The sequence below is a fragment of the Rhizobium sp. R339 genome (genome assembly GCF_002211395.1).
Taxonomy (GTDB): domain Bacteria; phylum Pseudomonadota; class Alphaproteobacteria; order Rhizobiales; family Rhizobiaceae; genus Rhizobium.
This window is the reverse complement of record NZ_LOKV01000023.1, coordinates 449,315-474,329: the sequence shown is the minus strand read 5'-3', so window position 1 is coordinate 474,329 and position 25,015 is coordinate 449,315. Positions and strand designations below refer to the sequence as shown.

Here is a 25,015-nt window from a genome sequence, read left to right as displayed (position 1 = left end):
TTTCCCCGGCGCTTCAATAAAGCCCATAAGGAAAATAGCGCAGATAGATTTCCTGCAAACGGCCGTTGCGCGACAGCGCGCCGAGCGCATGATCGATGGCCGATGTCAGCACGCTGTCCTTTTGCCGCAGCATGATGGTCATGCCCTCGCCGAGGAAATGTTCGGAGAGATACGGGCCGTCGAAGAGCGCGCAGCATTTGGCCGAGGCGGGCGACGAGACCCAGAAGGAAAGCTGCAAGGCGTCGGCGAAAGCGGCGTCGACCTTGCGATCCCTCAGAGCCGCAAGCAGAGCCTCCCTGTTGTCGAAGGCTTGCACTTTGATCGCCGGGAAGAAGGCGGCCAGCATCGCTTCGTGCACCGTGCCTTTGACGACGCCGACCGGATGGCCAGAAAGCGCGGCCGCCGTCTTTCCATCCAGCGGCGCTGCGAGATTACGCACGAAACGGGCCGGCAGCATCAGATAGGGTCTTGAGAAAAGGAATTTCCGGCGCAGTTCCGGCGTCACGGCAAGACCGGCGATGACGGCATCGCCTTGCGAGGCGGCGAGCGCATCCTTGAGATCGGCGAAGGGGACCGCCTGGATCTGGCACTTGTCCGAAATCTCCAGCTCGGCGCAGATTTCGCGGGCGAGATCGACATCGAAGCCGGAGAGCTTGCCGTTCTGATCGGTGAAATTGAAGGGCGGAAAATCGACCGATGTCAGGAAGCGCAGGCGGACCAGCGAGGAAAGATCCGGCCTGGCCAGGCGTTCACGCGCATCGAAGAGCAGCGGCAGCGATGGTGCCGCTTGCTGAGCGGATGCCGTAAAACTCGAAAACAGCGCTCCGAGAAACAGCCCGACCACAAAAAATCCCTTCAAAATCAGGGACGACAGCTTGGATTGCATCATCGTGATCCGGTCTCGGGTTAAGCGCGAAGCATCGCCGAGATGTACCAGAGTCACGGCTGGCGGGGAATATGCATGGGCGGGATCGTGCCGCATTGGCGGCTCATCCGGCTGCCGCCGCAACATACCGGTGGATAACTGTTCAGCCCCAGAAATTATGGGCATCCCCCACCCCGGCGTTAGGGCGGAATTAAAGAATAGCGCCTTTATTTATCGCGACGTCATCGGACCCCGCCAGCCGATCGCATGATGCGCGCGTCAGCAGCTCTGTTTGCAACAATTGATTTCAAGCGCCGGGCGCAACAGGCCCGGCCAATCGGGTGATATTTCCATGCTGAAACATCTGAAAATCCGCACGAAGATCATATCGGTCGTGGCGCTGCTGGGACTGGTTGCCATGGCCGGACTTATCTATGTCATCGCCGAGTTCCGCCGTGCGGATACGGCCTACAGCGCCTTCATCGATCATGAGGCGCTCGCCTCGATGCAAAGCGCGCGCGCCAGCGCATCGGTCGTCGCCTCGGTGCTTCAGGTCAGCCTGCTTGCGGATATGAAGCCCGATACCCCGGCGTTCGAGACCGCGCTCGCCACACCCAGCAAGCTGCCGCAGGCCCGGGACCGGATGAAGCAGGCAGTGGCGCTTGTGCCCAGCCGCAAGCCGGCGATCGATGAAATCCAGGCCGGCATCGACGAGATCGAAACTCTGGCAGGCAAAATCATCGAACAGAGCAAAGCCAAGGACAGCGCCAGCGCCAAGGCAAACGTTGCCCTGATCAATGCCAAGCTCGACGCGCTGACGCCGAAGATGATCGCCAACAACGATGCGATGATGGCGATGCTCAACGATGGCGGCGACGCACTCTCGGCTTCCGTCAATAGACGGATCAACCTTTACCTCGCTTCGATCGGCATTGCTGTTCTCGCCGCGATCGGCCTCGGCGTCGCTGTCGCCCAGATCGGCATTGCCGGCCCGATGGCCGAACTGCGCCAGCGCATGACGCGGCTTGCCGAAGGCGATACGGACAGCGACATCAGCGGCCTCGACCGCCACGACGAGGTCGGCCAGATGGCCAAGGCCGTGTCGGTCTTCCGCGACAACGCGATCGAGCGCGCCGAGATCGAAGCGCGCGCCGCGGCCGACCGCAGCCTCAGCGACGGCGAGCGCCGCGAGCGCGAGGCGCAGAAGGCCCGCGAAGCCTCCGAACTCGAACGCGCGGTCACAGCACTCGGCGATGGCCTGCGCCGCCTTGCCGCCGGCGACCTCGCCTCGCATATCAACGAACCCTTCGTCGCGCATCTCGATGCGCTGCGCGAGGATTTCAACAATTCGGTCGAGAAGCTCAACGAGACCATGCATACAGTCGGCGCCAATGCCCGGGCGATCGGCGCCGGTGCCAACGAAATCCGTTCTTCCGCGGACGAGCTTTCCAGGCGGACGGAACAGCAGTCGGCCTCCGTCGAAGAGACGGCGGCAGCACTCGAAGAGATCACCACGACCGTGCGCGACGCCGCCAAACGGGCCGAGGAGGCAAGCCAGCTCGTCGCCCGCACCCGTCTCGGCGCCGAAAAATCCGGCGCGATCGTCCGCAAGGCGGTCTCCGCCATGCAGCAGATTGAGCAGTCCTCGGCCGAGATCGGCAATATCATCGGCGTCATCGACGATATTGCCTTTCAGACCAATCTGCTGGCCCTCAATGCCGGCGTCGAAGCCGCGCGCGCCGGCGAAGCCGGCAAGGGTTTTGCAGTCGTCGCCCAGGAAGTGCGCGAACTCGCCCAGCGTTCGGCCAAGGCGGCAAAGGAAATCAAGGACCTGATCACCACGTCGGGCACGCAGGTGCAGACCGGCGTTTCGCTCGTCGGCGAAACCGGCAAGGCGCTCGATTCGATCGTCCACGAGGTGCAGGAAATCAACCAGCACGTCCACGCGATCGCCGAAGCCTCGCGCGAACAGTCAATCGGCCTGCAGGAGATCAACACGGCCGTCAACACGATGGACCAGGGCACGCAGCAGAATGCGGCGATGGTCGAGCAATCGACGGCCGCCAGCCACAGCCTTGCCACCGAAGCGGCCGCACTCAACAATTTGCTCGGCCAGTTCCGGCTGACCGGCACCGGCGGCTTCGCCGCCGCCGCGCCGATCGCCTCGGTCCGGCCGCCGGCTCCGGCCCCGCGCGCCGTAGCGCGCCCGGCTGCCAAGGCGCCGATCCACATCGCGAGGGAAGGTACGGCCCGCCCGACCGCCTCGCCGGCCCGCACACTCGGTCAACAGCTCGCCAACGCCTTCGGCGCAGGCAGCAGCGCATCATCCAGCAAGGATGCCGACTGGACGGAATTCTGAACCGATCGATACAGGCATGTCGAGGGGCGGCTGCGGCCGCCCTTTGCTTTCAGGCAGCACCAAAGGTTGAGAGCGACATGCCGTTTGCTTGATGCGCGGAACTTTATAGGGAGTATGATCGTATCGTTCGGCTCATCGGGGGATGGACATGAAACCCGCAATCATCGGCCTCATCGGCACTCTGGCCCTTGCCGGGTGCAACACCGCCGCCGCCAACTACAGCGGCCCCGGCCTCGAGCCGATCCCGGGAAGCATCACCTATAACGGCCAGCCACGCACCAAGCTCACCAAATCGCCGCCCGGCTCCGCCTTTCCGCACGATTTCATCGACCAATACGGCCGGCAAGTGGAGGAAACTTACATCATCCGGCCCGACAGAAGCCTGGTCATCGCGCATCGCCGCTACAGGCCGATCTGGTTATTCGACGATTAGGTCAAAAAGAGTTGCTCCCTCCCATTGCAGGCATGCCGTGTGCCAACTAAATAATTCCACCACAAGAGGGAGCAGGAAATGAAAATAGCCAAGGCATTGATAATCTGTGCAGTCTCCGCACTCATTCCAGGCATCTCTATGGCGGGATCGTCATGCGTGGCAACCATGAAAGCCTATGGCTACTTGGGAAGCGGAATGTCCTATGGATCCGCCGTCAGCATAATAGGCTGCTCGGGCGAGAAAGTGAGCAGCAGCGAGACGACAGGCGCCAAGACGGAGACGTATAGATGGAGCGGTCATAACTATTCAGGGAATTTGGAAGCCACTTTCCGGAACGATCAGCTCGTCAACAAAACCCAATCTGGTCTTAATTGATCGCGCTCGCCGGTCCGCGGCCGACACGATATGCTGCATATCTATGTTATTGAAATAACTGGAGCGGATAAACTAGGGGATTGAACCCTCGTATTCAGCTTGGGAGGCCGGACTAAATTCATTTTTTCAATAGGTTAACTTGAATTTTTACACAAATCGCTCTGAACCGTACCCTTTCAATGGGATGGCCTGAGGATGAGGTGCGAGGCATCATTCGCCGGTACGAAGACAGCACCGCAGCGACGAGGGCAATGATCGTCCAAATCAACGCCGGTGTAAAACTGCCTGTAAAACCGGACGAAAATTCGACGATTAAACAGGTACTAAGCGCTTGAAAACAAAGGTGGAGCGGGTGAAGGGAATCGAACCCTCGTATTCAGCTTGGGAAGCTGCTGCTCTACCATTGAGCTACACCCGCGATACCCTGAGATTTCCAACAGATGGGCGTCGCTGTCAAGTCGCCCGAATGCTGCGCCTCAGATGCGGAAGTGTTTGGAGAGCTTGAGGCCCTGGGCCTGATAGTTGGAGCCGAGGCCGGAGCCGTAGAGGCTGGCGGGTTTTTCCTGCATGTGCTCGTAGACGAGGCGGCCGACGATCTGGCCGTCTTCGAGGATGAAGGGCACTTCGTGGCTGCGCACTTCGAGCACGGCTCGGCTGCCGCGCCCGCCGGCCGGCGCATGGCCGAAGCCCGGATCGAAGAAGCCGGCGTAGTGGACGCGGAATTCGCCGACCAGTGGGTCGAAGGGGGTCATCTCGGCGGCATAGTCCGGCGGCACATGCACGGCCTCGCGCGAGACGAGGATATAGAACTCGTCGGGATCGAGGATCAGCTCGTTGCGGCCGCGGCTATAGAGCGGCTCCCAGAAATCGAAGATATCGTGCTGATCTTTCTCGTCGACATCGACGACGGCGGTGTGATGCTTGCCGCGATAGCCGATCAGGCCGTCCTTATCGCCGCTGAGATCGATCGACAGCGCGATGCCGCCGCCGGAAACGTTCGGCTGTTTGCTCGCAACCAGCGTCTCGCTTTCATGCAGCTTCAAAAGTTCCGGCTCGCCGAGCACGGAGTGGCCGACGCGGAAGCGGATCTGCGACAGGCGCGAGCCGCGGCGCACGACGATCGGGAAGGTGCGCGGGCTGATTTCGAGATAGAGCGGGCCGGAATAGCCAGCCGGGATCTTGTCGAACTCCTGGGCGTAATCGGTGATGACGCGGGTGAAGATGTCGAGCCTTCCGGTCGAGCTCTTCGGATTGGCCGAGGCCGACATATCGGCCGGCAACGCCAGGCTCTCCATCAGCGGCACGATATAGACGCAGCCGGTTTCAAGCACCGCACCTTCGGAAAGGTCGATCACGTGCAAGCTGAGGCGGTCGAGCTTATCCGAGACCAGATGCGAGGGGCCAGGCATGAAGCTGGCGCGCACGCGAAAAGCCTTGCTTCCTAAGCGCAGGTCGAGACTTGCCGGCTGGATCTGATCGCGGTCCAGCTCCCGCTCGGAGTTAAGACGCCCCGTTTCGAACAGCGCCGAGATTGCGCGGTCAGCCAGAATTCCCGTTTCGCGAGCCATCATGCCCCATCCATCATTTGCCGCAGACAAAACCAAATACGGGGAATTGACGCAAGCAGCTAACAGCAGTATTGCAGAATTATCCCGTGGTGATTTGGCCGGTCGGCTTGCAGCCACGTTAAACAAGTGGCTAAAAAGACCGGGTATGAAACCGGTCTGCTTTTGCGGCCGGTTTTTTTGTTATGTGAAGGTGATGGCATGAGCAAGACCTGGCGCCCGGCAACCCAACTCGTCCATGGCGGCACGCTGCGTTCGCAATATGGCGAAACGTCCGAGGCGATCTATCTCACGCAGGGCTTCGTCTACGACACGTCCGAGGCGGCCGAAGCCCGCTTCAAGGGCGAGACGGACGGCTTTATCTATGCCCGCTACGGCAGCCCGACCAATGACATGTTCGAAAAGCGCATGTGCGCACTGGAAGGCGCCGAAGACGCCCGCGCCACCGCCTCCGGCATGGCCGCCGTCACCGCCGCCATCCTCTGCCAGCTGAAGGCGGGAGATCATATCGTCGCGGCGCGCGCCCTCTTTGGCTCCTGCCGCTGGGTGGTGGAAACATTGGCGCCGAAATACGGCATCGACTGCACGCTCGTCGACGGCCGCGATCTCGCCAACTGGGAAAAGGCGATCACGCCGAAGACCAAGGTCTTCTTCCTGGAAAGCCCGACCAACCCGACGCTTGAAGTGATCGACATCGCAGGCGTCGCGAGGCTCGCCAACCAGATCGGCGCCAAGGTCGTCGTCGACAACGTCTTTGCAACGCCGCTCTTCCAGAAGCCGCTGGAACTCGGCGCCCATATCGTCGTCTATTCCGCCACCAAGCATATTGACGGCCAGGGCCGGTGCCTCGGCGGCGTCGTGCTTTCCGACAAGGCCTGGATCGACGAGAACCTGCACGACTATTTCCGCCATACCGGCCCGGCCATGTCGCCGTTTAACGCCTGGACGCTGCTGAAGGGCATCGAAACGCTGCCGCTGCGCGTCAAGCAGCAGACCCAGAATGCGGCGAAGATTGCCGATTTCCTGGTGGAGCAAGGCAAGGTCGCCAAGGTGATCTATCCCGGCCGCAAGGACCATCCGCAGGCCGATATCATCGCCAAGCAGATGTCGGGTGGCTCAACGCTCGTCTGCTTCGAACTGAAGGGCGGCAAAGAAGCGGCCTTCGCGCTGCAGAATGCGCTTGAGATCGTCAAAATCTCCAACAATCTCGGCGACAGCAAGAGCTTGATCACGCATCCGGCTACAACAACGCACAAGAACCTGACGGAGGAGGCGCGCGCCGAACTCGGTATTTCCGCAGGCACGGTCCGCCTTTCGGCAGGCATCGAGGATACCGACGACCTGATCGAGGATTTCGCGAAGGCGCTGGCCAAGGTTTCGGCCTGATCGAGAATAGCGGCCGGACCCGCCTGGGTTCGGCCTCGCCGGACCTCGCTACTGCTCGGCCGGGGGAACAAGATCGCCAGCGCAGGCGTTCGGAAGTAAAATTAACACTGACGATTAGGCTTAACGATCGAAAACCCTTCGATCATGCTTGTTTCATCCCTGATCAACGTTCCGTTTCTTGACGGACAGGGCCTCTTTATAAGATACGGGTAACATATCTTGACTATGGTGCAAGGCATGTATCGCGCCCTCACAAGAGATATCGAAGTCGTAGTCGAACCGTTCTATCTGGAGGAGCAATCCGATCCGGAAGACGATCGCTATGTCTGGGGTTACCGGATCGTCATCAGCAACAATTCCGGCGTCGCCGTTCGCCTGGTCAACCGCTATTGGAACATCACCGACCAGAACGGCCAGGTGGACGAAGTGACCGGCCCCGGCGTCGTCGGCGAGCAGCCGCGGCTCAGCCCCGGCGACACCTACGAATATTCCTCCGGCTGTCCGCTCGACACGCCCTCGGGCTTGATGTTCGGCCATTACCAGATGGAAACTGATGAAGGCGAGCTGTTCGATGTCGACATCCCCGCCTTCTCGCTGGATTCACCGGGGCTATTGCGCGTGCTCAACTGAGGCGTTTTCTGAACTCGATTCCGTTTCAAAGTAACAGCGACGCGCAACACAGGCGGGTGAGTCCCCTCACCCCGCGCGGGGAGAGGGTTATAGTGAGGGTAGCTATCGGAGCGCCGCCGAAAACTATTCCGCCGGCTGAAGCTCGGCCGGCTGGAAGCGATAGGTGGTCGAGCAGAATTCGCAGGTAACGGCGATCTCGCCGTTTTCCTGGCTTGCTTCGATTTCCTCGGCGCTGAAGCCCTTCAGCACGGTACCGATCTTTTCGCGCGAACAGCTGCAGCGATCGAGGACCGCCCGCGGTTCATAGACGCGCACGCCGCGCTCGTGGAACAGGCGGAACAGCAGCCGCTCGGTCCCGACGTGGGGATCGGTGAGTTCGTCGGCGTCGATGGTCTCGACCAGCGAACGCGCTTCGGCCCAGGCGTCATCCTCTCCATGCGGGCGGTCGCCGGTGTCGCCGTCGCCGCCGTGGAGATCCGGCTGGCGCATGCGCTCCGGCGCCTCTGGCAGGAACTGGGCGACAAGGCCGCCGGCCCGCCAGCGATGGCGCGGCTTGCCCGCTTCATCGCGATCGAAGAGCTCGGCCGCCGCAAGGCGCACGCGCGTCGGGATCTGTTCCGACTGGCGGAAATAGACGCCGGCGATGTCCTCGAGCGAGGTGCCGTCCAGCGCAACGATGCCCTGATAAGGCTGGCCGAACTTGCCCTGGTCGATGGTGAAGGCGAGCACGCCCTTGCCGAGCAGTTGCTCCGGCTCGGTTTCGCCTGACGCGACAGCCTTGTTGAGCAGCGCCTGATCGAAGCGGGCATAGGCGCGGACATTTTCCGGCGTCGAGAAATCGGCGACGAGAAGATCGACCGGTCCGTCACCCTTGGTCTGCACCGTGAACTTGCCCTCGAACTTCAAGGAGGTGCCGAGCAGCACCGTCAGCACGACGACTTCGGCGAGCAACCGGGCAACGGGCGCCGGATAATGATGACGCTCGAGGATCGCATCGAGCATCGGGCCGAGCTGGACGGCGCGCCCGCGCACATCCAGGCCTTCCACCTGAAAAGGGACGACATGGTCATCGCCGGCGAAATCGAACTGGCCTAGAACGGCTGCAGCTTCTGCCATGGCTTTCACTCCTCATTGTCAGAGCGACGGCCAAGGTGCCCGGCGCTCGCGCGGTCGCGAGCTTTGACTCACGACGTCCGATTATGGTTCAGATCGCGCCCAGGCACCAAGCTAGAATCGATTTCTGCGCATGAAGGCGGTTTTCCGCCTCATCGAAGACCACGGATTGCGGGCCGTCGATCACGTCATCCGTCACTTCCTCACCGCGATGGGCGGGCAGGCAATGCATGAACAATGCATCGCTGCCGGCCTTCGCCATCAAGGCCGCGTTGACCTGATAAGGCTGGAAGACGTTGTGACCCCGGGCCCGATGTTCCTGATTCATGGAGACCCAGGTATCGGTCACCACGCAATCGACGCCGGCGACCGCACGGTCGGCATCATGGCAGAGCATGATTTCGGCGCCCTCATTGCGGGCCCAGTTCAGATAGTGATCCTTGGGCTCCGAACCAAGAGGCACGGCCATGTTCATGCGGTAGCCGAAACGCGCGGCCCCTTCGACCAGCGAATGCAGCACGTTGTTGCCGTCGCCGGTCCACGCGATGGTCTTGCCCTTGATGGGCCCGCGATGCTCTTCGAAGGTCATGATATCGGCCATGATCTGGCACGGATGTGTGTCGTCGGTCAGCGCATTGATGACAGGCACGGTCGCATGCTCGGCGAGTTCTAGAAGGCGCGAATGCTCGGTCGTGCGGATCATGATCGCATCGACATAACGCGACAGCACCTTGGCGGTATCGCCGATCGTCTCGGCACGGCCGAGCTGCATCTCGGTGCCGGAAAGGAACAGCGTCTCGCCGCCGAGCTGGCGCATGCCGACATCGAAGGAGACGCGGGTGCGCGTCGACGGCTTTTCGAAGATCATCGCCAGCATCTTGCCGTCGAGCGGCTTGTCGCCCTTGCCAGCCTTGAAGGCCTGCTTGCGAGCGAGCGCATCGTTCATGATGGTTCTGAGATCGGAGGATGTGACCGCCGAAAGGTCGAGAAAATGCTTAGGAGCCATATCGTGTTTTTACCTCGTTCAAGCCGTCTTTTTCACCTTGGAGGCGCGAATGCTTTCGGCAGCGCGCTCGATGCGGACGAGGCCCTCGCGGGCTTCCTCGGCGGTGACGACGAGAGGGGGAATAAGGCGGATGACGTTATCGCCGGCCGGCACGCCGAGCAGATGCGCCTCGCGGATCGCCTGCAGCAGTTCGGCCGAGGGAACGGCGGCCTTGATGCCGAGCAGAAGGCCCTCCCCGCGCACATCCTCGATCACATCGGGATAGCGATCCTTGAGCGAAGCCAGCCCCTGGCGGAAGACCAGCGCGACGTCGCGCACTTGCTGGAGAAAACCATCGGCAAGAATGACGTCGAGCACGGCGCTGCCGACGGCCATGGCTAGCGGGTTGCCGCCGTAGGTCGAGCCATGCGTACCGGCTTTCATGCCTGAGGCGGCTTCTGCCGTCGCAAGGCAGGCGCCGAGCGGAAAGCCGCCGCCGATGCCCTTGGCAACGGCCATGATATCGGGCGTCACGCCGGACCATTCATGGGCGAAGAGCTTGCCTGTGCGGCCGACGCCGGTTTGGACCTCGTCGAGGATCAGAAGCAGATCCTTTTCGTCGCAGAGCTGTCGAAGCGCCTTCATGAATTCGTTGGTGGCGGGGCGCACACCGCCCTCGCCCTGCACCGGCTCAATGAGGATCGCGGCCGTGGCATCGGTGACCGCGGCACGGACGGCGTCGATGTCGCCGAAGGCCACCTGATCGAAACCCGGCGCCTTCGGACCGAAGCCTTCGAGATATTTCTCCTGGCCGCCGGCGGCGATCGTCGCGATCGTGCGCCCGTGGAAGGCGCCTTCGAAGGTGATGATGTGGAAGCGCTCGGGATGACCCTTGGAAAACTGATAGCGGCGCGCCGTCTTGATGGCGCATTCCAGCGCTTCCGCGCCCGAATTGGTGAAGAACACCTTGTCGGCGAAGGTTATGTCGGTCAGGCGTTTCGCCAGGCGCTCCTGGCCGGGGATCTCATAGATGTTCGAGAGGTGCCAGACCTTGTCGGCCTGCTCCTTCAGCGCGCCGACCACATGCGGATTGCTGTGGCCGACGGACGTGACGGCCACGCCGGCGCCGAAATCGAGATACCGCTCGCCGCTTTCGGTGATCAGCCAGACGCCCTCGCCTCGCTCGAACCGCAACGGGGCACGAGAATAGGTGTCATAAAGCGGCGCGGCTTCAGCCATGGCGCGGTCTCCCGATCTAAAGTTATGGGCAGCGAACTCCGGCTAAGAAAACAATGCCCGAAAAATCAAAAATGCCGCCTTGCGGCGGCGAGCGGTACTATTTCCTTTTCGCGCTGCAATGTCAACAAAACTGCGCCCTTAGCGTATGCAGCACGCTTGTACAGCGGCATTTTCAGCCTTCAACAGGCATTATTGCAGAAATGACACGCGACGGCAGCAAGTTGGGGAAAACTTGAAATTCGATTCATCCGGATTCCCGCGACTCTTGTCACGGAGTCAGCCTCACACTAGGTTAAAGTTCAATTACTAGACTGCATGCGGCGGAACTAGTCACCAAAATTGATCAGGCGTTTCTTGTTTCGGAGACTTCCGGGACAACGGTGAGGGATTCTGCCATCACCAACGCAAAAGGTGGAGACAGGGCATGAACTGGACAGACGAGCGGGTCGAGAAACTCAAGAAGCTATGGTCCGAAGGGCTGAGCGCCAGCCAGATCGCGGCGCAGCTTGGCGGCGTGAGCCGAAACGCGGTTATCGGCAAGGTGCACCGGCTGAGCCTTCCCGGCCGCGCCAAGGCCGGCGGCACGGCGACCGCCGCGCGCACGCCGAAGCGCAACACCTCGGCGCCCCGCGCGCCGAACTATGCCTCGCGCATCACCACCCGCACCGTGACCCGCCAGCAGGGCGCAACGATGCTGAAGGAAGAGATCGAGGTCGAAGCCGTCGAGGAAATGGAATATGTGCCGAAGGGCAACGTGGTCGTGCCGATCTCGCGCCGCCTCGGCCTGACGGAACTCACCGAACGCACCTGCAAATGGCCGGTCGGCGATCCGCTGAAGGACGACTTCCATTTCTGCGGCTGCGAATCCCCCGACAACTCGCCCTATTGCAGCTACCACCAGCGCCTCGCCTACCAGCCGGTCAACGAACGCCGCCGGGCCGCCGCGCGGGTCAGCTGAAAGCGCGATATTAGCGAGAAATAAGAAACGGGCCGCTCGGCCCGTTTTTTTGTGCCCGGTAGGAGTGGAAGCGCTTAAAGCTTCTGCTCTATTTTCCCCGACGCGCCGCAGGCGTCAATTCGACCGGCCGGTCTGCTGATGAAGAGCCGCTCCTACCTTCTTGGATGCGCCTAACCACCAATCCTGATCACCGCCTTGATCAGGCCGTTCTTCTCATGCGCCCAGCGCGCGAGGTCGCGCGGCGCATCGGTGAGCGTCGTGCGGTGGGTGATGAGTTGGTCGACCGGCACGAGGCCTTTGGCGATCGAATCCGCCACATGCTCGAAATCGGCGCGCGTGGCATTGCGGCTGCCGATCACCATCATTTCGCGTTTATGGAATTCGGGGTCGGAGAAGCGGATATCGTCCTTGACGACGCTGACCAGCACCAGCGCACCGCCATGGGCGACGAAGGAAAAGGCCTTCTCCATCGACGGGCCGTAGCCCGTCGCGTCAAAAACCACGTCGAAACCGTCGCCGCCGGTTATCTCCCGTACGGCATCCGCCGTTCTATCGTTGGCGACGATGCCTGAGGTGAAGCCGAAGCGTTCGGCTGCCATCTGCAGCCGCTCGGCGCTGGTGTCGAGCAGCGTCACCTCGTGACCTGCGATGCGCGAGAAGATCGCCGCCCCAAGCCCGATCGGCCCGGCGCCGATCACAAGCGAGCGGGCTCCGGCGCCGGTCATCGATCGGCGCACCGCATGGGCGCCAATCGCCAGGAACTCGACCGTTGCCGCCGCCTCGAGGCTCAGGCCCTTGGCGGGATAGAGATTGCTCGCCGGAACCGAAATCTCTTCGCAGAAGGCACCATCGGTGTGGACGCCGAGCACCTTGATATTGGTGCAGCAGTTCGGCTTGCCTTGGCGGCAGGCGATGCATTGGCCGCAGGAGAGATAGGGATTGACGATGACGGGTGTGCCGGGCGCCATGGCAACGCCGTCGCCGGCCTCCAGCACCGTCGCCGAGATCTCATGCCCCATCACCCGGGGATATTCGAGGAAAGGATGTTTGCCCTCGAAGATGTGGTAATCCGTGCCGCAGATGCCGACATGGCTGACGGCAAGGCGCACCCAGCCGGCTGCCGGTGCCACGGGCGATGGACGTTCGGCGATGTCGAGCACGCCGGGCTCCCGGCAAACAACTGCTTTCATGACAAATCTCGCATTGCTGGAATGAGGAAGCCGGCCTTCCGGGACCGGCTTTCTCTTTGGGTCAATTGCTCTTGCGGCGGCGCAGCTGGTCGAAGAAGACGATCACGATGATCAGGAGACCGGTGATGATGCGCTGCCAGAAGGAGTTGACGTTCAGAAGGTTCGCGCCGTTGTTGATGGTGGCGAGAATGAAGGCGCCGATCAGCGGACCGTGAACCGAGCCGACCGCGCCGAAGAGGCTGGTGCCGCCGATGACGGAGGAGGCGATCGCCTGCAGTTCCCAGCCGTCGGCCTGCGTCGCGTTGCCGATGGCGATGCGCGAGGCCAGCAGCACGCCGACGAAGGCGGCGAAAGAGGCCGAGAGGATATAGGCAAGGTAGATCATGGCCTTGACGTTGACGCCGGAAAGACGCGCGGCCTCGGCGTTGGAACCGACCGCAAAGAGATAGCGGCCCCAGCGGCTGAGATGCAGGAAGACGAAGGACGGGATCGCCACCAGGATGACCATCCAGAACAGGCTCGGAATGCCGAGGAAATCGGCGCGCGCGAAATTGCTGAAACTCTCATCGGTGATGCTGATCGTCGAGCCGTTGGTGATCAGCAGGCCGATGCCGCGCAGCGATGTCAGCGTCGCCAGCGTGATGATGAAGGGCGGCAGGCCCATATGGACGATGCCGAAGCCGTGGAAGGCGCCGATCGCCACGCCGATCGCGAGCGTCAGCGCGATCGCTCCCCAGAGCGGCACGCCCGCCTGCAGCAGCCAGGCGATGATGACCGTGCAGAAGCCGACGATGGCGCCGACCGACAGGTCGATGCCGGCGGTGATGATGACGAAGGTCTGGCCGAGCGCGAGGATTGCCGTCATCGCGCCCTGTCGCAGCAGGTTCGAGATGTTGAGCGGCGTCCAGAAGGCCTCCGTCCGGATGGCGAGCACGAGCCAGAGGAAGAGGAGCAGCCCGAGCAAAGTCAGGCCGAACAGGATGTTCATTTTCCGGCGCGGCGGCGGCGCGGCAATTTCGGTGGGGGTGGTGGTCATCAGTTCTCTCCCTCTTAGAGCATTTCCGTTTTTCTCCGAACCACGAAAATGTTCTATCTATTTGTCTTAACGCAATTTCCGGACGCAAAACCGCAGTGCATTTTGCTGGAATTGCTTATGCTCAGACGCCGATCGCTTCGCTGAGCACTTCTTCATGCGTCGCCGCGTGGAAATCATGGCTGGCGACGAGCTTGCCGCCGCGGAAGACGTGCAGCCGGTCGGCCAGTTCGTAGACTTCGGGCAGGTAGGAGGAGATCAGGATGATGCCTGCGCCCTCCTTCAAAAGCTTGGCGAAGAGCCGGTAGATTTCCGCCTTGGTGCCGACGTCGACGCCGACGGTCGGCTCGTCGAAGATGAACAGCCTTGCGCCGTGGCTCAGCCACTTGCCGATGACGATTTTCTGCTGATTGCCGCCCGACATGCTCGAAGCCGGAACCCGCCGGCTCGGCGTCTTGATGCTGAGATCGCGGATCTGCTTATCGGCATTGGCCGATTCCCGCGCATGGTTGATAACCGGCCCGTGGCTCAACCGCCCGAAGACCGGCAGGTTGATGTTGAGGCCGATCGGCAAGTTGAGGCAGAGCCCCTGGTCGCGCCGGCTTTCCGGCGCCAGCGCAATGCCGAGTTCCATGGCGGTGCGCTCGTTCCTGATATCGACAGGCTTGCCCATCCACGCGATTTCGCCTGATGTTATCGGCTGGCGCCCGTACAGTCCGAGCGCGAATTCGCTGCGCCCGGCGCCGATCAGGCCATAGAGGCCGACGATCTGCCCTGCCTTGACGCTCAGTGACACATCTTCGAAGCCCGGACCGGAAAGGCCGCGGACCTCGACGATCGTCTCGCCGATCGCAATCTCTTCCTTGTGGTAGATCTGCTCGATCGAGCGGTTGATCATCAACGCGATCAATTCGGCATCGTTGGTCTCGCCGATCAGCCGCGTGCCGACATGGGTGCCGTCGCGCAGCACCGAGACACGGTCGGCCAGCTCGAAGACCTCCTCCATGCGGTGACTGATATAGACGATGGTAACGCCTTCGCCCTGCAGGCGGCGGATCAGCTTGAAGAGCTGCGCCGATTCCTGGCGCGTCAGATAGGCTGTGGGTTCGTCGAAGATCAGGAACTGCGTGCCGCGCATGGCCGCGCGGGCGGTTGCCACCAGCTGCTGCTGGCCGATCGTCAGCGAGCTCAAGAGCGCCGCTGCCGGCAGGCCGAAGCCGAGATCGTCGAGCACGGCCTGCGCCAGCTTCTCCATCTGCTTGCGGCGCATCAGGCCGTAACGGTTGACCTCGTCGCCGAGGAAGAGATTGGCGGCGACCGTCAGGTGCGGGCAGAGCACGACTTCCTGATGCACGGCGTTGATCCCGCGCGCGATCGCCTCGTTCGGCGTCGACAGCCCCACCGGTTGGCCGCACCAGAGCACCTCGCCCGCCGTGCGGGTGATGACGCCGGTGAGCAGCTTGATGAGGGTGGATTTGCCAGCGCCGTTTTCGCCGACGATGGCGTGGATTTCGCCGGCAAGGAAGGTCATCGTCGCCGGTTTCAGCGCCTGGACATGACCGTAATTTTTCTGCAGGCCTTTGAGTTCGAGGATAGGAGACCCGGTCGGAATCCGATTGGCCTCTTTCAGCGTGGCACTGTCATCATGGCGATGACTGACCTCTTCCAGTCCGATCATGGACCTCTCCTCCTCTTGTCGCCTCTGCACTCCACCCTGGGCAAACATACCATGGATGGAAAAAGCCGCGCCGGTTTTTGAAAGCCGGCGCGGCCCGTTTGTCGGTTACTTGATCTTCGGGTTCAGCAGCGCTTCGATCTTCGGATCGGCCATGTTCGCCTTAGTGACGAGGTTGGCGCCGGTATCGACATTTTCCGGAACCGTTTCGCCCTTGGAGACGGCAAGCGCGGTCTTCACGCCGTCATAACCCATGCGATAGGGGTCCTGAACGACGAGGCCGGCGATCGCGCCGTCCTTGAGGAAGCCGACCGTCTTGTCGTCGCTGTCGAAGCCGATGACCTTGATCTTGTCGCCGAGCTTGTTTTCGGCGATCGCCTGGCCAACGCCCTGCGCCAGGATCAGGTTCGAGGCGAAGACGCCGACGAGCTTCGGGTTGGCCGTGATCAGGTCGGTCATCATGTTGAGGCCGGTCGTCGCCTGGCCATCACCATACTTGTCGGCGATGACCTTCAGACCCGGATATTTGGTCTTCACCTGATCCAGGAAGCCTTCGCGGCGCTGTTCCAGCGAGCCGACGCCGGGAAGATTGGTGAGGATGACGATTTCGCCTTCTTCCTTGCCCGTCATTTCCTTGATGGCGGCGGCAAGACCGTCGGCGGCGATACGGCCACCCTGGACGTTGTCGGTCGTCAGGAACGACTTGAACGCCTTGGAGTCGGCGCCGGAGTCGATGCCGATGATCGGAACGGACTTGGCAGCTTCGTCGATCGGCTTGCCGAGCGCCTTGAATTCCGTCGGCGAGATGACGATGGCGGCCGGCTTGCCGGCGACGGCGTTTTCGAGAATGCTGATCTGACCGTTGATGTCGGATTCAGCCTGTGCGCCGAGTTCCGGCACGTTGACGCCGAGATCCTGCCCGGCCTTGCGGGCGCCTGCCAGAACGATCTGCCAGTAGAAGGACGTCGTGTCCTTGACGATGATCGGGATCGTCACATCGGCGGCGAAGGACGTGACCGGCATCGCCGTTGCGATGACGGCTGCCCCGGCGAGCGCGGTAAAGGCGCGGCGGGACAGAATGGATTTCACGATGCTCATAAAAGTTCTCCTCTCAGGGTGCGTTCTCCTCCTAGGAAATCGTCCGCTGAACGCAGGCGAACGATTTTTATCGATAAAAAACATTTGCAGACAGAAGCTAGCCGAGGCGCAATCAAATTGCAAGTGCGCCGATCTCGCTTTTTTGCTCCGGAAAACGCCTCCCAAGCAACTGATTTTATTTCAATACCACAAAGACCTAAAATAGGTCGTCAGCCGATGTCGACTTCATGCGGGTGCACGACGCCCTTCTTCAAAATCAGGTTGCCATACAGCCTGAACTCCGTCGTCGCGACGATATAGGCGGCCTTGCGCGCCATCGCGTAGAAGGCGAAACGCTCGACCGGCACAATGCGGAAATCGCCGGCGCGCCTGGAAACGATCTCTTGGAACTCCGCGCACACCTCAGGCACCGCATTGGGATCGCCGACCACCTCCATCCGCCATGCCGTCTCGGGCACGAAAGTGTCGAGCGGCATATGCGTGAGGATCGCCTTGGCCATGTCAGTGGCGCTGACGCCGTCGGCGCGAATGACGGGCGGCCCCATCGAGCCCGAGGGGAAATTGGCGTCCGAGATCACGATGTCGTCGCCATGCCCCATGGTCTTCAGGGCGTGGAGCAGATCGGGCCCGAGCAGCGGATGAATACCCTTCAGCATGTTCCCTCCTCAGACTCGGACCGCTTCGCTGCCGAGCGGCGGGGCGACCAGCGTATAGGGTTCGAATTCGGCATAGATATCGTCTGCAAGCCTCGGCTCGACGATCTCCATGTTGCGCGTCAGGCTCGAGGGCTTGGCCGTGCCGATCAGCACCGAGGCGACGATCGGATCGCGCAGCGGAAACTGCATGGCAGGCGCTGCAAGCGGCACCCCGTGACGCTTGGCTATCGCCTCCATCGCACCGACCTTGGCGAGCACATCGTCGGTCGCCGGCATATAGTCGAAATGCGAACCCGGCACCGGGCCGGTAGCGAGAATGCCGGAGTTGAAGACGCCGCCGACGACGAGCGAGGTGCCCTTCTGCCGGCAGAGCGGCAGCAGTTCGGCGACCGCCGAGCGGTCGAGCAGCGTATAGCGGCCGGCCAGCAGGATGCAGTCGAGATCGGCGTGGCGCATGACGTCGAGGCAGACCGGCACTTCGTTGACGCCGAGGCCGAAGGCGGAGATCGCGCCCGAGGAGCGGAGCTCCTCCAGCGCCTTCACGCCGGAATCGAGAAGCTGCTTCTGATAGACCGCGTTCCTCGCCGCCCCATGCGTATAGACGCCGATATCGTGCACATAGAGAATATCAATGCGGTTGAGGCCGAGGCGGGCATAGCTGAACTCGACCGAGCGCATGATGCCGTCATAGGAATAATCATAATCGGCATCGAAAGAGAGCGGATCGACATAGCTGTAGTCAGGCACGGTTCCCGTTGGCACCGGCCTCAGCAGCCGGCCGACCTTGGTGGAGAGCACGTAGGAACCATCAGGCTGATCGCGCAGGAAATCGCCGACGCGCCGTTCGGCCAGGCCGAGCCCGTACCAGGGCGCGACGTCGAAATAGCGGATGCCGCTGTTCCAGGCGGCCTGCAGCGTTTCCATCGCCTGCTCGCGCGGGCATGCGCGATAGAGGCCGCCCAAGGGTGCTGCGCCATAGCTGATTTCGGTCACTTCAACCTTGGTCTTGCCGATCCGTCTCGTCTTCATCATGCTTCCTCGCCAAGGCTTGGGATTTCAGAGCAATTCCAGGAAAAGTGCGAAGCGGTTTCCCGTCCGGAATTGCGTAAAACAAAGGATTAGAGCGTTGCGCCGAGATGCCAGGGCACGAATTCATTATCGCCGTAGCCGAAGAGCTCGCTCTTCGTCTTCTTGCCCGAGGCCGTATCGACGATGAGCTCGAAGATCTCGCGGCCCTTGCCGCTGATCGTCGCGTCACCCGTGGCGATCGTGCCGCAATCAATATCCATGTCCTCCTCCATCGAGGCATAGAGCGCCGAATTGCTGGAAAGCTTCAGCGACGGCGCCGGACGACAGCCGAAGCAGCTGCCGCGGCCGGTGGTGAAGGCGATCATGTTCGCCCCGCCCGCCACCTGGCCAGTGGCCGAGACGGGGTCGTAGCCGGGTGTGTCCATGAAGACGAGACCGGGGGCGGTGACGCGCTCCGCATAGCCATAGACCGCCGTCAAGGGCGAGCGTCCGCCCTTGGCGACGGCACCGAGCGACTTTTCCAGGATGGTCGTGAGCCCGCCGCGCTTGTTGCCGGGGGACGGGTTGTTGTCGAGCGAGGCGCCGTGCAGCGCGACGTAGTCTTCCCACCAGGCGATCTTCTCGTCGAGCTTCTTCGCCACCTCATCGCTGACGGCGCGGCTGCGCAGCAGATGCTCCGCACCATAGATTTCCGAGGTTTCCGACAGGATCGCCGTGCCGCCGGCCGCAGCCAGCAGGTCGGCGGCGACGCCGAGCGCCGGATTGGCGGTGATGCCGGAAAAGCCGTCGGAGCCGCCGCATTGCAGGCCGATGATGATCTCGCCGACCGAGATCGGTACGCGTCTTTCCTTGCCGACATCGGCGGCGATCTCCCGCAGCACGCCCATGGCGCGCTCGACCGCGCGGCGCGAACCGCCGGCGTCCTGAATATTGAAATGCCGCTTGGAGGCGCCGGCACCGCTCTGGCCGTACAGCGTCAGCTGGTTGACCTCGCAGCCGAGGCCGATCATCAGCACGCCGCCGAAATTCACATGCCTGGTGTAGCCGGCGAGTGTCCGGTGCAGCACGTTCATGCCGTCGCCGGTCGAGCTCATGCCGCAGCCCTGGTCGTGGACGATCGGCACGAAGCCGTCGATGCCCTCGTAATGCGGCAGGATCGTCCGGTTCGCCTCGTCGGCGATCGCCCGGCAGACCGTGGTGGAACAGTTCACGCTGGCAATGATGCCGATATAGTTGCGCGTCGCCGCCCGCCCATCCGCACGGCGATAGCCCATGAAGGTGCGCGCCTTGTCCTCGGAGGTCGCCGCTTCCGGCGCCGAATTGGCGGTCGCCGCCAGCCGGTCGTTTTCAAAATGCAGATTGTGGCTGTGTACATGGTCGCCGGCCTTGACGTCGGCCGTCGTGCGGCCGATCGCCTGGCCGTATTTGACGACGGGCGTGCCGAGCGGAATATCCGCAATCGCCACCTTGTGGCCGGGGTCGATCTTCTGGCGAGCCTCTATGCCGGCAACCGTCGAACCCTGCGGGATGGCGGCCGTTGCGACCGCGACATTGTCTCCGGTCGAGAGGATGATCCAAGGCTGTTTGTCCACTCTCTTCTCCCTAGAGCATGACGCCGAAACTGTCAGCCCGCCCGCTGCATCGGCAATTGCGCATTGATTTTGTTTTTTATCTACAATAAACATTTTCAAGTCAACGGGAATATTGATCCTGTGGACGAGGGAGGCGATGCGCCGCAGGCGGCCGAAAATGCGATAAAGGTCGTTCGGACAAGCCTTTGGGCCCGGCGCCATCCTGCTTTCCAGGCGGGAATGGCAGCCGCGGCACCGGGCGGAAAAGCGGGGGTCTGATGGCAAGGCAGAACACGGTCTTCAAGGAAGCGTATAATCGCTACGCCGCCGCGCTGCGGACGGATACGGCGCTGCCCTCGGAGCCCGAGATCGCCGCCCAGCTCGGCGTCAGCCGCTCCACCGCACGCGCCATCCTCACGCGCTTGAACGAAGAAGGCATCATCCGCTGGAACAAGCGCCAGAAGATCGTGCTGCGCCAGCCGACCGACCGCGATCTCTTTCCTTCCGAAGAGACGGATTCGCTGCACGACATCATCGAGCGCAGCTTCATGCAGCGCATCCTTGCCGATGATGCCGCGCCCGGCATGCAGATCAACGAGTTGGAGCTTGCCCGCGAGATCGGCACCGGCACGACGAGCGTGCGCGAATTCCTGATCCGCTTCTCCCGCTTCGGCCTGATCGAAAAACGTCCGAACAGCCACTGGACGCTGAAAGGCTTTACCCGCGAATTCGCGCTCGAACTTGCCGATGTGCGCGAGATGTTCGAGCTGCATTCCGCTGCCGAGTTCGGCAAGCTATCCCGAGACCATCAGGCCTGGGTCGATCTCGCGGCCATGCGCGAGGAACATCTCGCCATGCTCGACGACATCAACCAGCGCTTCAGGGATTTCTCCGTCCTCGACGAGCGCTTCCACCTTCTGATCCACCGCGCCTCGAAGAACCGCTTCATCGCCGACTTCTACGATGCGATCGCCATCGTCTTCCACTATCACTACCAATGGAACAAGACGGCCGCCCGCGAGCGCAACGAACGCGCCATCCACGAACATCTGGATTATATCGCAGCACTCGAATCCGGAAACCAGGCGGCGATCGAAAGAGCCTGCCGCGTCCACCTGCGCTCCGCCCGCCAGACCCTGCTGCAATCCCTGCCGCAGAGTGTGGGTGAAAGCGTCTGAATGTAAGTAAAAGGTTACAATGAGGGACGTGCCATGCGGCCCCCTCATCCGACCCTTCGGGCCACCTTCTCCCCGCTGGGGAGAAGAGATAGCAAGCCGTTTCGGCGCTGCCCAAAGGAACCTGTCTATTCAATCGCACCCGACCAATGGATCGACGACGAAGCCGCGATCTCCCCTTCTCCCCAGCGGGGAGAAGGTGGCCGCAGGTCGGATGAGGGGGCCGCACGGTGTGCTTACGCCCCGCCTCTCAGCCCATCAATCCTTCAGCTCTGGAGGAAGCTGTCCGTAAGCCGTCAGAATAGCCCTGATGAGACCGGGGAAACGCTCATCCAGCTCCGCGCAGCGGGTCTCGTTGCGCATCTCCACGCCCTGGCGTTCGCTCCGGATCAGCCCGGATTCGCGCAGCACCTTGAAGTGGTTCGATAGCGATGATTTCGGAATGGTGCGCTCGCCGAGATCGGCAAGTGCGGAACAGGTTCTGCCGCAGCCGGCGCCGGCAAGCCATGCGAAGATCGCGGCGCGTTCCGGATCGGAAAGCGCATACAATATCGCATCAGGCCGGATGTCCTCTATCGCCGGGTGGAAGAGCGGTCTCATGAATTTTCATATAGCGACCCTTGACATCGAGATCAACAGTTCCGAATTTCTGAACTACGGAACAAGGCCGCCAATATCGGCGGCAGTCCGAGTCGAAAGGGACGAAGAATGGCTAAGCTCACTGGAAAGGTCGCAGTCGTAACCGGAGCCTCCAAGGGGATCGGCGCCGCGATTGCCAAGGCGCTCGCGGCCGAAGGTGCTCAAGTGGTGGTCAATTACGCTTCGAGCAAGGCAGGAGCCGACGCCGTGGTTGGTGCGATCGAGGCGGCGGGCGGCAAGGCCATCGCCGTGCAGGGCGATGTTTCCAAGGCCGATGGGGCACAGGGACTGATCGATGCCGCGATCAACGAGTTCGGCAAGCTCGACGTGCTGGTCAATAATTCCGGCGTCTATGAATTCGCACCGATCGAGCAGGTGACCGAGGAGCAGTATCGTCGCATATTTGACGTGAATGTTCTCGGTGTTCTGCTGACCACCCGGGCAGCGGTCAAACATCTTGGCGAGGGCAGCAGCGTCATCAACATTTCGTCGGTGGTCACCAGTCTGGTCCCGCCTGACACCTCAGTCTACACGGCCACGAAAGGCGCGGTCGAGGGCATCAACGGCGTGCTCGCCAAGGAGCTGGGGCCGCGCAAGATCCGGGTCAACGCCATCCTCCCGGGTATCGTCGAGACCGAAGGCACGCACACCGCCGGCGTCATCGGCTCGGATTTCGAGCAGACTTTGGTGGCCCAGACGCCGCTCGGCCGCACTGGCCAGCCGGATGATATCGCCGGTGTCGCGGTCTTCCTCGCTTCCGACGATGCTCGCTGGCTGACCGGCGAGCGTTTGGCCGCCAGCGGCGGCTTTCGCTGATCGCTGCAACGACAGGCGTGCTCCTTCACGGAGCGCGCAGCCGGCGCGTTGCATCAATCCAATTTAATGCGACGCCGCCTCGCTTGCCGCGGCAGGCTCCTCACGCCGCTTGTCATGGCCGACCGGGATCAGCCAGGTGGTGAAGAAGGTCAGCACGGCGACGACGACCACGCCCCAGAAGCTCCAATGCAGCGCCGCATTGAAGACCAGGCGGGTCGCCGGATCGGCGGCGAGTTCTGAAAGCCCGGTCGGCTGGTTCAGCGCCTCGTGCAGGCCGGCCGCCGCCTCGCCGCCCGCATAGTGGCTGATGCCGGCGTTGAGGATCGCGCCGAGCACCGTGGCCCCGAGCGTATTGCCAAGGCTGCGGGCGAAGATGATCGAGGCAGTGGCGCTGCCGCGCATCGACCATTCCACGCTGTCCTGCACCAGCACGATGCTGGTGAGGCTGATGAGGCCCATGCCGAAGCCCATGAAGAAAGAGCCGGCGCCGGCAAGAGCAGGCGAGCTTTCCGGCGTCAGGAACAGGAGGAAGCAGGCGCCGAAGGGAAACATCAAGCTGCCGACGCGCAAGGTGCGGCGAATGCCGAAAGCCTTGTAGAAGCGGCCGGAAAGCATCACCGCCATCGGCCAGCCGACGACGAGCATGGTGAGCGTGAAGCCCGCGACGAGAGGCGAGCGGCCGAGCACGCCCTGCACATAGAGCGGCAGGATGGTCGAAAGCCCGATCAGCGCCATGCCGGCCAGCAGCGTCGCCGCATTGCTGGTCGCAATCAGCCGGCGGCTCCAGAGCGCGATCGAAATGATCGGCTCGGGCGCCCGCTTCTCCTGGCCGAGGAAGAGCAGGCCCGCGATCACGAAGACGGCGAAAAGCGACAGCAGGATCCAGGCGCTCGCATCGGTTTCCGTCAGCATGATGAGCAGGGCGACGATCGAGATCGAAAACAGCACCGAGCCGAGATAATCGATCTTCGCCTGCTTATGCGCCACGTCCTCCTTCAGGAAGACCATGAAGGCGATGATCGAGACGATGCCGATCGGCAGGTTGATCCAGAAAATCCACGCCCAGGAGAAGGCATCGACGATGATGCCGCCGGCAAGCGGCCCGACGACGGCTGAGGTCGCCCAGACGGTCGCCATCGCGCCCTGCACCCGGCCGCGTTCCTCGAGCTTGAAGAGATCGCCGATGATGGTCATCGTCACGGGCTGGATCGCGCCCGCTCCCAGCCCCTGCAGCAGCCGGAAGAGCACCAGCGACATCATCGACCAAGCGAAGCCGCAGAGCGCCGAGCCGGCGAGAAAGATCAGGATGCCGCCGATCAGCACCGGCTTGCGCCCGAAAATATCGGAAAGCTTGCCGTAAATGACCGTCGTCGTCGATTGCGCCAGCAGGAAGGCCGAAAACACCCAACTGTAATAGGAAAAGCCGCCAAGCTGGCCGACGATGCGCGGCATCGCAGTCGCCACGATCGTCGCCTCGATGGCCACCATGAAGGTCGCAAGCATGATGGTCGCGACGACAAGCACGCGGTTCGAGCGTTGCGCTGCATTCGACATGTCGATCCTCTTCGGGTGCTCCGCAGGGCCGGATATAGCGGCAGACTGGCTGTATGGATGGCGATGCGCCGTTTGCGGAGGGATGCAGTTCTTTTACGACCTGGAAGCCGGCCGGTAAAGCAATTCTCGCGGCAAGCGTCGTTTTGGCGCCGGTTCAGGATGGCAGCCGAAGTCAAGGCTCGGCGCCATCACGCGCGGGGCCTTCATCCTTAAGGGGGGCGGACGGCCGCCCCATCCTCATTGCTGGCATGCTTCGCTGAGCGAACCGGTGCCCGCGGTGCAGCCCGGCACCTGCTGCAGATCCGGATTGACCCCGCCGGGATTGATCGTGCTGCGGCCGCTGTCGAGATCGACGCCACCAGTGCCGGTCGTGCTGCCGGTGGTGCCGGGATCGGTACCGATAGACCCCGAACCTGCCGCCCCCGTTCCACCGGCGCCGGCACCAGCCGAGCCGGAACCGGACCCGCCAATCACAGGCGCCACCGAAAGCCGCCCAGTGGAATTCGCGCCACCAGCCGTTTGAGCCATGGCCGAGCCGGCAAGGCCCATGGAAAGGAGGGATATAACGATGAGTTTACAGGACATGATGTTCTCCATCCTTGTTGTCTCAAGGGGAGAACCTGTCCGGCAGCAGCATTGTTCCTGTCCGGATTATAGATTTTGATCACTGT

General features: G+C 62.2%; 23 protein-coding genes, 1 tRNA gene and 1 riboswitch. Of the genes, 8 read left to right on the top strand and 16 right to left on the bottom strand.

The features are described 5' to 3' along the window. Positions 1-13: 13 nt before the first annotated feature. Complete coding sequence (locus tag ATY76_RS21605) at positions 14-889, bottom strand: transporter substrate-binding domain-containing protein (RefSeq protein ID WP_088676739.1); 876 nt, start codon at positions 887-889, stop codon at positions 14-16. A 328-nt stretch (positions 890-1,217) separates the two neighbouring features. Here ATY76_RS21605 and ATY76_RS21600 point away from each other — a divergent pair, with 328 nt between their 5' ends. The 3 genes from ATY76_RS21600 (at position 1,218) to ATY76_RS21590 (ending at position 4,032) form a co-directional block, all read left to right on the top strand. Further along, positions 1,218-3,224, top strand: a complete 2,007-nt coding sequence (locus ATY76_RS21600) for a HAMP domain-containing methyl-accepting chemotaxis protein (RefSeq protein ID WP_088676738.1) — start codon at positions 1,218-1,220, stop codon at positions 3,222-3,224. A gap of 148 nt (positions 3,225-3,372) precedes the next feature. Beyond that, the gene (locus ATY76_RS21595; protein ID WP_088676974.1) at positions 3,373-3,657 is read left to right on the top strand and encodes a hypothetical protein; all 285 of its coding nucleotides are present in this window, start codon (positions 3,373-3,375) and stop codon (positions 3,655-3,657) included. Positions 3,658-3,735: 78 nt separating this feature from the next. Beyond that, positions 3,736-4,032: a hypothetical protein gene (locus ATY76_RS21590; protein WP_088676737.1), complete on the top strand. Its 297-nt coding sequence runs from the start codon at positions 3,736-3,738 to the stop codon at positions 4,030-4,032. A 344-nt stretch (positions 4,033-4,376) separates the two neighbouring features. On the opposite strand, the gene ATY76_RS21585 is transcribed toward ATY76_RS21590, so the two are convergent. Both ATY76_RS21585 and ATY76_RS21580 read right to left on the bottom strand, forming a co-directional pair. Beyond that, positions 4,377-4,450 (bottom strand) — tRNA-Gly (locus ATY76_RS21585). 58 nt (positions 4,451-4,508) lie between these two features. Then, positions 4,509-5,603: a 2'-deoxycytidine 5'-triphosphate deaminase gene (locus tag ATY76_RS21580; RefSeq protein ID WP_176538863.1), complete on the bottom strand. Its 1,095-nt coding sequence runs from the start codon at positions 5,601-5,603 to the stop codon at positions 4,509-4,511. A 73-nt stretch (positions 5,604-5,676) separates the two neighbouring features. Then, a riboswitch (SAM riboswitch) is annotated at positions 5,677-5,755 on the top strand. 43 nt (positions 5,756-5,798) lie between these two features. Here ATY76_RS21580 and ATY76_RS21575 point away from each other — a divergent pair. Continuing rightward, complete coding sequence (locus ATY76_RS21575; protein WP_088676736.1) at positions 5,799-6,983, top strand: O-succinylhomoserine sulfhydrylase; 1,185 nt, start codon at positions 5,799-5,801, stop codon at positions 6,981-6,983. A gap of 237 nt (positions 6,984-7,220) precedes the next feature. Continuing rightward, positions 7,221-7,613 carry a Co2+/Mg2+ efflux protein ApaG gene (apaG, locus tag ATY76_RS21570; protein ID WP_011423893.1) on the top strand — a complete coding sequence of 131 codons (393 nt, stop codon included), beginning with the start codon at positions 7,221-7,223 and terminating at the stop codon, positions 7,611-7,613. A gap of 123 nt (positions 7,614-7,736) precedes the next feature. On the opposite strand, the gene ATY76_RS21565 is transcribed toward apaG, so the two are convergent. From ATY76_RS21565 to ATY76_RS21555, 3 genes are all read right to left on the bottom strand, one after another. Next, positions 7,737-8,729 carry an Hsp33 family molecular chaperone gene (locus ATY76_RS21565; protein ID WP_088676735.1) on the bottom strand — a complete coding sequence of 331 codons (993 nt, stop codon included), beginning with the start codon at positions 8,727-8,729 and terminating at the stop codon, positions 7,737-7,739. 88 nt (positions 8,730-8,817) lie between these two features. Then, positions 8,818-9,732 carry an ornithine carbamoyltransferase gene (gene argF / locus ATY76_RS21560; RefSeq protein ID WP_088676734.1) on the bottom strand — a complete coding sequence of 305 codons (915 nt, stop codon included), beginning with the start codon at positions 9,730-9,732 and terminating at the stop codon, positions 8,818-8,820. Positions 9,733-9,750: 18 nt separating this feature from the next. Beyond that, positions 9,751-10,950, bottom strand: a complete 1,200-nt coding sequence (locus tag ATY76_RS21555; protein WP_088676733.1) for an aspartate aminotransferase family protein — start codon at positions 10,948-10,950, stop codon at positions 9,751-9,753. A gap of 424 nt (positions 10,951-11,374) precedes the next feature. Between ATY76_RS21555 and ATY76_RS21550 the strand changes: the two genes are divergently transcribed. Next, a complete protein-coding gene (locus ATY76_RS21550) occupies positions 11,375-11,908 on the top strand; it encodes a GcrA family cell cycle regulator (RefSeq protein WP_088676732.1) in 534 nt (177 codons plus the stop codon). Between the two features lie 170 nt (positions 11,909-12,078). On the opposite strand, the gene ATY76_RS21545 is transcribed toward ATY76_RS21550, so the two are convergent. The 7 genes from ATY76_RS21545 to ATY76_RS21515 all read right to left on the bottom strand — a co-directional run bounded on the left by ATY76_RS21545 (position 12,079) and on the right by ATY76_RS21515 (position 20,181). Then, entirely contained in the window at positions 12,079-13,098 is a 1,020-nt protein-coding gene (locus tag ATY76_RS21545; RefSeq protein WP_088676731.1) for a zinc-binding alcohol dehydrogenase family protein, read from the bottom strand. Positions 13,099-13,159: 61 nt separating this feature from the next. Continuing rightward, positions 13,160-14,134 (bottom strand): ABC transporter permease, encoded by a 975-nt coding sequence (locus tag ATY76_RS21540; RefSeq protein ID WP_088676730.1) that lies wholly within the window; start codon positions 14,132-14,134, stop codon positions 13,160-13,162. 121 nt (positions 14,135-14,255) lie between these two features. Beyond that, positions 14,256-15,809, bottom strand: coding sequence for a sugar ABC transporter ATP-binding protein (locus ATY76_RS21535; protein WP_088676729.1), 1,554 nt, complete (start codon positions 15,807-15,809; stop codon positions 14,256-14,258). Positions 15,810-15,914: 105 nt separating this feature from the next. Beyond that, the gene (locus ATY76_RS21530) at positions 15,915-16,904 is read right to left on the bottom strand and encodes an ABC transporter substrate-binding protein (protein WP_088676728.1); all 990 of its coding nucleotides are present in this window, start codon (positions 16,902-16,904) and stop codon (positions 15,915-15,917) included. A 209-nt stretch (positions 16,905-17,113) separates the two neighbouring features. Then, complete coding sequence (locus ATY76_RS21525) at positions 17,114-17,560, bottom strand: RbsD/FucU domain-containing protein (RefSeq protein ID WP_088676727.1); 447 nt, start codon at positions 17,558-17,560, stop codon at positions 17,114-17,116. 9 nt (positions 17,561-17,569) lie between these two features. Then, the gene (locus ATY76_RS21520; protein WP_088676972.1) at positions 17,570-18,589 is read right to left on the bottom strand and encodes an aldo/keto reductase; all 1,020 of its coding nucleotides are present in this window, start codon (positions 18,587-18,589) and stop codon (positions 17,570-17,572) included. 89 nt (positions 18,590-18,678) lie between these two features. Next, a complete protein-coding gene (locus ATY76_RS21515; RefSeq protein ID WP_088676726.1) occupies positions 18,679-20,181 on the bottom strand; it encodes an altronate dehydratase family protein in 1,503 nt (500 codons plus the stop codon). A gap of 257 nt (positions 20,182-20,438) precedes the next feature. On the opposite strand from ATY76_RS21515, the gene ATY76_RS21505 reads away from it, so the two are divergent. Then, positions 20,439-21,338 carry a GntR family transcriptional regulator gene (locus ATY76_RS21505; RefSeq protein WP_088676724.1) on the top strand — a complete coding sequence of 300 codons (900 nt, stop codon included), beginning with the start codon at positions 20,439-20,441 and terminating at the stop codon, positions 21,336-21,338. Positions 21,339-21,593: 255 nt separating this feature from the next. Here the strand turns inward: ATY76_RS21505 and ATY76_RS21500 are convergent, their stop codons facing one another. Beyond that, a complete protein-coding gene (locus tag ATY76_RS21500) occupies positions 21,594-21,935 on the bottom strand; it encodes a helix-turn-helix domain-containing protein (protein WP_088676723.1) in 342 nt (113 codons plus the stop codon). 108 nt (positions 21,936-22,043) lie between these two features. Between ATY76_RS21500 and ATY76_RS21495 the strand changes: the two genes are divergently transcribed. After that, the gene (locus ATY76_RS21495; protein ID WP_088676722.1) at positions 22,044-22,790 is read left to right on the top strand and encodes a glucose 1-dehydrogenase; all 747 of its coding nucleotides are present in this window, start codon (positions 22,044-22,046) and stop codon (positions 22,788-22,790) included. Positions 22,791-22,853: 63 nt separating this feature from the next. Here the strand turns inward: ATY76_RS21495 and ATY76_RS21490 are convergent, their stop codons facing one another. Both ATY76_RS21490 and ATY76_RS21485 read right to left on the bottom strand, forming a co-directional pair. After that, entirely contained in the window at positions 22,854-24,344 is a 1,491-nt protein-coding gene (locus ATY76_RS21490) for an MDR family MFS transporter (protein WP_088676721.1), read from the bottom strand. A 237-nt stretch (positions 24,345-24,581) separates the two neighbouring features. Beyond that, the gene (locus tag ATY76_RS21485) at positions 24,582-24,929 is read right to left on the bottom strand and encodes a hypothetical protein (protein WP_088676971.1); all 348 of its coding nucleotides are present in this window, start codon (positions 24,927-24,929) and stop codon (positions 24,582-24,584) included. Between the last annotated feature and the right edge of the window lie 86 nt (positions 24,930-25,015).